This is a genomic window from Streptomyces sp. C (genome assembly GCF_000158895.1).
GTDB lineage: Bacteria > Actinomycetota > Actinomycetes > Streptomycetales > Streptomycetaceae > Streptomyces > Streptomyces racemochromogenes.
This window is the reverse complement of record NZ_GG657750.1, coordinates 6,727,775-6,732,669: the sequence shown is the minus strand read 5'-3', so window position 1 is coordinate 6,732,669 and position 4,895 is coordinate 6,727,775. Positions and strand designations below refer to the sequence as shown.

Sequence of the window (4,895 nt, the reverse complement as noted above, 5' to 3'; positions counted from 1 at the left end):
CCTTCCGGGCCCGGGTCGAGGAGCTGGCCCGGCGGTGCGCCACGGCCGCGGACGGGCTGTCGCGTTCCGCGGCCCGGCTGGACGGCCGGGGGTAGGGTCCGGGGCGGGGTGAGGCCCGGTGCCGGTGCTACTCCATGCGGTACTGGGCCTTCTCCGCGAGCTTGCCGTCCTTGAAGCAGAGGCGGAGCACGTCCTCGGTCCGCCCGTCGGCGGCGGAGAGGTACCAGGCGCAGACGCTGCCGGCGGGCTCGGCCGGGCCGCCTTCCTTGAGGGCGTCCTTGACGAAGGTGTCGCCCGAGGGGAGCTTGCCGCGGACCTCGCTCTCGGGGTCGCCGACCTTCACCGCCTCGTAGACCTTCGGGTCGAGCAGGGTCTTGTCGGCTATGTCGAGGACCTTGGCCGCCCCGAAGAACAGTGCCACGAGGAGCCCGATCCCCAGCACCAGCGCGATACCGCACCCGATGAGACAACCCTTGCGCTGAGCCATGGTCCCGTTCCTCCGTGCCCTCGACGTTCCGGTGCGGTCCGCACCCTCGTGCCGGAGCCTGGCAGGCGCGCGGGGGCCGGTGCCGTACTCGAAAGTCTCGGGGCGGGGAGACGATCGTCGTTCAGAGGTCCCGGGGGTCGGTGTTGGCCCCGCACAGGATGACGGCGACCCGCTCGCCCAGCGGCTCCGGTGCGGTGCGCAGGGCCGCCAGCGCGGTGGCGGCGCCGGCCTCGACGACGATCCGGTGCTCGTCCCAGAGCGCCTTGCGGGCGGCGGTGATCGCCCCGTCGGGGACGAGCACCGACACGGCGTTCGCGTGCCGGGCGGCGGCGAGGGCGTCGGCCGAGACGCGGGAGGCGCCGAGGGAGTCGGCGGCGACGGAGGCCACCGGGACGTCGAACGGGCTCGCCCGCCTCCAGGGCGGCGTTCAGGGCCCGGCAGTGCTCGGGCTCGGCCGGCGACCACGCGTACGCCGTGTTCGCGGGCGGCGGTGGCGACGCCGGCGAACAGCCCGCCGCCGCCGACCGCGACGACGACGGTGTCCAGACCGGGCAGGGCGGCCCGTACCTCGTCGAGCAGGGTCCCGGCGCCGGCGGAGACGAGCGGGTGGTCGTAGGCGTGGCTGCTCAGGGCGCCGCTGCCGGCGGCGAACTCCCGGCAGGCCGCGAGGGCTTCGGCGTACCGGTCGCCGACGAGCCGTACGTCGGCCCCGTAGCCGCGCAGCCGGTCGACCTTGACGCGCGGGGCGTTGCCGGGGAGGAACACGGTGGCGGGGATGCCGTGGGCGCGGGCCGCCCAGGCGCAGGCCAGGCCGGCGTTGCCGCCGGAGGCGATGGTGACGCCGGCGGCCGGGAGGCGGCCCGCCTCGCGGTGCGCGGCGAGGAAGTTGTGGGCGCCGCGCGCCTTGAAGGAGCCGGTGTGCTGGAGGTATTCCAGGGCGTACCAGACGCCTGGGGAGGCGGGTACGACCGCGGCGGGCCGGACGGCGCCGGCGGTGCGGGCGGCGGCGGCGCGGACGGCGGCGTAGTCGAGCTGCTGTTCCATGGTCGGTCTGCCTTTCGCGGTGTCAGGACGCGCGTCGTTTCAGGACGCGCGCGGTGTCAGGACGCGGGCGGTGTCAGGACGCGGGCCGCCGGCCGGCGGGCCGGGCCGCCTCGATGAGCTGGCGCAGGGCGCCGTGGTAGACCTCGTGGTCGGTCAGCGGGGGCAGTACGTCGGCCAGTGCGCCGGTGAGGACCGGGAAGTCGTCCGGGTCGAGGGCGGCGATGGCGGCCCGGGAGGCGGCGGTGGCCCCGGCCGGGTCGCGGTGGTCGACGAAGGCGGCGCTCCCCAGGGTGAGCAGGTACATCCGCCGGTAGGCGGTCATGGCCTCGGCCGGGGTCATCCCGGCGGCGATGCCGTCGGCGAGTGCGGGTTCGACGAGGCGGGCCAGCAGCTGCCGGCCGAGCCAGGGGCGGCCGCCGCGCAGGACGAGCAGTCCGGGGTGGGCGGTGAGCAGCCGGTAGAGGGCGCCGAAGCGCTGTTCGCAGGCTTCGGACCAGCCGGTGCCCGCGGGGACTTCGGGGAGCTGTCCGGCCAGGTGGTCGGTGCACAGGTCCAGTAGGCCGGCGAGGTCGGTGCAGCGGCGCTGGACGGTGGCGTGGGAGACGCCGAGCCGTTCGGCGAGGGCGCGGAAGCTGAGGGCCCCGGGCCCTTCCTCGTCGAGGATGCGCAGGGCGGTGAGGGCGATGGCCTCCGGGGTGGCGCGGTCCAGGGCGGGTGATGTCCTCGGCATGAGATACACCGTATCAGCCGTCGTAACATACGACGTCTCTCGCCCCCCTCCGCCACGGACGTGTGACATCGGCAGCGGCCAAATTGCTGGTCATTGAGCCATAACCACCGACTCTCGTTGACAGCGGGTAGCCGCACCGCTGCACTGAGGCACGAACGTCCCCCGGTACCCCCACGCCAAGGAGGCCCCGTGCCGCCTCGCCCGCGCGCCGCGCTCCCCTGTCTCACCGCGGCCGCCCTGCTCGCCCTCGCGCTCGGCCCCGCCCCCGCGGCGGCCGAGCCGACCGCGACCTGGGACACCCCGCTGGCCCTCACCCCGCCCATGGGGTGGAACAACTGGGCCCACTACATGTGCGACATCGACGAGGCCACGGTGGTCGCCAACGCAGACGCCCTGGTCTCCAGCGGTCTCGCCGCCAAGGGCTACGACACGGTGACCGTGGACGACTGCTGGATGCTCAAGGAGCGCGACGCGGAGGGGAACCTGGTCACCGACCCCGTCAAGTTCCCGCACGGCATGGCCTGGCTCGGCGAGTACCTGCACGCCAAGGGGCTCAAGTTCGGCATCTACGAGGACGCCGGCTCCCTCACCTGCGAGCGCTACCCGGGCAGCGGCTCCCCCGACGGCGGCGGCCCGGACCACTACGCCCGCGACGCGCGGCTGTTCGCGTCGTGGAAGGTGGACTACGTCAAGATGGACGGCTGCAACCTGTGGGTGCCGCCGGGGAAGACGAAGGAGCAGGCCTACCGGGACGCCTACAACGCCGTCGCCCGGGGGCTGCGCGACAGCGGCCGCCCGATGGTGCTGTCCGCCTCCGCGCCCGCCTACTTCCAGCAGGGCGAGTGGGGCGGTTCCGACTGGCACAAGGTCCTCGACTGGGTCGGCGAGACGGGCCAGTTGTGGCGCGAGGGCCGGGACATCAAGGTGTACGCCCCGAACGCCCCCGCCACCTCCCGCTGGAGCTCGGTGCTCGGCAACTACGGCTACAACCGCTGGCTCGGCCGGTACGCGGCCCCCGGCAACTGGAACGACCCCGACTTCCTGATCGCGGGCGCCCCCGGCCTCACGGACGCGGAGAGCCGCAGCCAGGTCGGGCTGTGGGCGATGATGGCGGCCCCCTTCATCCTGTCCTCCGACGTCTCCGCCCTCACCCCGGGCGGGCTCGCCGCGCTCGGCAACACCCGCCTGATCGGGCTGGACCAGGACCCGCTGGGCCGGCAGGGCGCCGTGGTCTCCTCCAACGCCACCTTCGAGGTCCTGGCCCGGCCGCTCGCGAACGGCGACCGGGCGGTGGCCGTGCTCAACCGCTCCGGGAGCGCACGGGACGTGTCCGTGCCGCTGGCCGACGTCGGACTGCCCGCCGCGTGCGTGGCGGACGCCGAGGACCTGTGGACCGGGCGCCGCACCGAGGTCGTGAACGCGCTGACCGGCCGGCTCGGCGCGCACGACACGGCCGTGTGGCGGCTCACCCCGCGCGGCTGCGCCGAGGCGGTGCCCACCGGGCAGATCAACGGGCTCGGTGCCAAGTGCGCCGACGGGGCCAGCACCAGCGGGGTCGGCTCGGTGGTCCTCGGCACCTGCACCGCCGGGGCCGACCAGCGGTGGACCCTGGGCGGCGGCGGACGGCTGAAGCTGGCCGGCGAGTGCCTCACGGCCCGCGCGGGCGGCCTGGTGGAGCTGGCGGACTGCGCCCCGGGCCGGCAGGCGGGCCAGAGCTGGAGCCACCGGCGGGACGGGACCCTGGTCGAGGAGACCGGCGGGCAGTGCCTGACCGCCCCGGCGGCACCCGCCACCCCCGACGCCCCGGCCGAGCGGCTGCGGCTGACGGCCTGCGGTGACCACCAGGTGGACCAGGCCTGGTCCCTCCCCGTGTAGACCCCCTCAGGCCGTCTCCGGCGGGCAGCGGCCCGGCGCCATCACACTTCCGGGGGAATCGGCGCCGGGCGTGCCCCCGCCCGGCGGGGGTGCCGGGTTCACTGGCCCGGACCGGAGGGGCGGCGGAACGATTCGGCGGCCGCCCCTCCCCGATGCGGGCCGCGAGGCGACAGGAGTGCACCGACATGTCCGAGACCGCGCACGAGCGCACCCAGGCCCCCGCGCCCGCCGCCGGCATCACCGACGGCGTCGTGGAGCTGCGCAAACGCCGCCCCGCCGGTCCCGCCCCCGAGGGACGTGCCGCCGGCGGGGGCTGCGGCTGCGAGGCGGTGCGGGCGCAGACCCCGGGAGCGGCGCGCCCGTGAGGGCTGCGGGGCTACCGTGACAGGGCGGAGGTGGCTCCGGATGACCCGTGTACGGGAGGACCGAGGAACGCGCTGGGCGGGCGCCGTCGCCGGCCTGGCCGCGGCGTTCGCCGGGCTGGCCGTCGCGGAACTGGCGGCGGCGTTCGTACGCCCCGAGGCGGCCCCGCTCACGGCGGTCGGCGGGGCCGTGGTGGACCGTACTCCGGCGGCCGTCAAGGAGTGGGCCGTCCGGGCCTTCGGCACCGCCGACAAGCCGGTCCTGACCCTGGGGACGGTACTGCTGCTGGCCGTGCTCGCCGCGGCGGCCGGGGTCCTCGCACCGCACCGTCCCCGCGCGGGCTGCGCGCTCGCCGCCTCGGTGGGGCTCCTCGGGGCGGTGGCGGCCCTGGGCCGG

4 protein-coding genes and 2 pseudogenes are annotated in these 4,895 nt (G+C 75.9%); 3 read left to right on the top strand and 3 right to left on the bottom strand.

Annotated elements, in window-relative coordinates; genetic code table 11:
• Positions 1-127 precede the first annotated feature (127 nt).
• The 3 genes and pseudogenes from SSNG_RS30285 to SSNG_RS30275 form a co-directional block, all read right to left on the bottom strand.
• Complete coding sequence (locus SSNG_RS30285) at positions 128-487, bottom strand: hypothetical protein (RefSeq protein ID WP_007267756.1); 360 nt, start codon at positions 485-487, stop codon at positions 128-130.
• A 121-nt stretch (positions 488-608) separates the two neighbouring features.
• Positions 609-1,531 (bottom strand): annotated as a pseudogene (locus SSNG_RS30280) (serine/threonine dehydratase).
• Between the two features lie 73 nt (positions 1,532-1,604).
• Positions 1,605-2,261 (bottom strand): TetR/AcrR family transcriptional regulator, encoded by a 657-nt coding sequence (locus SSNG_RS30275; protein ID WP_042802316.1) that lies wholly within the window; start codon positions 2,259-2,261, stop codon positions 1,605-1,607.
• 189 nt (positions 2,262-2,450) lie between these two features.
• Here SSNG_RS30275 and SSNG_RS30270 point away from each other — a divergent pair, with 189 nt between their 5' ends.
• The 3 genes and pseudogenes from SSNG_RS30270 to SSNG_RS42455 form a co-directional block, all read left to right on the top strand.
• A complete protein-coding gene (locus SSNG_RS30270; RefSeq protein WP_129593351.1) occupies positions 2,451-4,136 on the top strand; it encodes a ricin-type beta-trefoil lectin domain protein in 1,686 nt (561 codons plus the stop codon).
• Between the two features lie 185 nt (positions 4,137-4,321).
• Positions 4,322-4,501, top strand: a complete 180-nt coding sequence (locus SSNG_RS30265) for a hypothetical protein (RefSeq protein ID WP_042802314.1) — start codon at positions 4,322-4,324, stop codon at positions 4,499-4,501.
• A gap of 40 nt (positions 4,502-4,541) precedes the next feature.
• Positions 4,542-4,895, top strand: a pseudogene (locus SSNG_RS42455) (molybdopterin-binding oxidoreductase); the annotation flags it as partial.

Bases quoted from the DNA above. Each gene is read 5' to 3' on its own strand.
- SSNG_RS30285 (WP_007267756.1), bottom strand. From the start codon at position 487: ATGGCTCAGCGCAAGGGTTGTCTCATCGGGTGCGGTATCGCGCTGGTG.
- SSNG_RS30275 (WP_042802316.1), bottom strand. From the start codon at position 2,261: ATGCCGAGGACATCACCCGCCCTGGACCGCGCCACCCCGGAGGCCATC.
- SSNG_RS30265 (WP_042802314.1), top strand. From the start codon at position 4,322: ATGTCCGAGACCGCGCACGAGCGCACCCAGGCCCCCGCGCCCGCCGCC.